The sequence below is a fragment of the Bacillus sp. KS1 genome (assembly GCF_020075515.1).
GTDB lineage: Bacteria > Bacillota > Bacilli > Bacillales > Bacillaceae > Bacillus > Bacillus velezensis.
The window spans coordinates 1-433 of sequence record NZ_JACAWW010000010.1; the positions used below are offsets into that span (position 1 = coordinate 1).

Here is a 433-nt window from a genome sequence, read left to right on the forward strand (position 1 = left end):
GGCCGGCAGATGACGCCAGTTTCTGACGAGACGTTTGCCGTCTTCATAACGGATTTCCGCTTGTTCAGGATGCGCCCGGTTTTCTTTCAGCTTGGCAAGAAGCGCTGATGCTGACTCGTCCGGATCGGCTTGGATGACTTGGCCGTACAGCTTCGGATGTTCAAGGTGAGCCGTTTTCAGGAAAGCGGCCAGCCCCGCCAATACATTGTCTTCCCCCCTGTCGGGGACAAGAAGCTGGATCAGCGTTTTTTTCTTCTGTTTTTCTTTAATAAGACGCTTGACGATCGCTGACAGCTCCGCCGCGCAGGCGTCATAACGGTCTTCAATCGGTCCTTCGCCGTCAGCCGCACATACGGCGCCGCTTATGTCCTCAGCATTCATTCCGCCATACAGCGTCACGTATCTGAAAGACTCTTCTTGTCCGCCGCCTTCA

Annotated in this window: 1 protein-coding gene; it reads right to left on the minus strand. The window is 54.7% G+C overall.

The features are described from left to right. On the minus strand, positions 1–433 hold a 433-nt coding region (locus HWY38_RS05505), incomplete at both ends, for a hypothetical protein (RefSeq protein ID WP_224181426.1).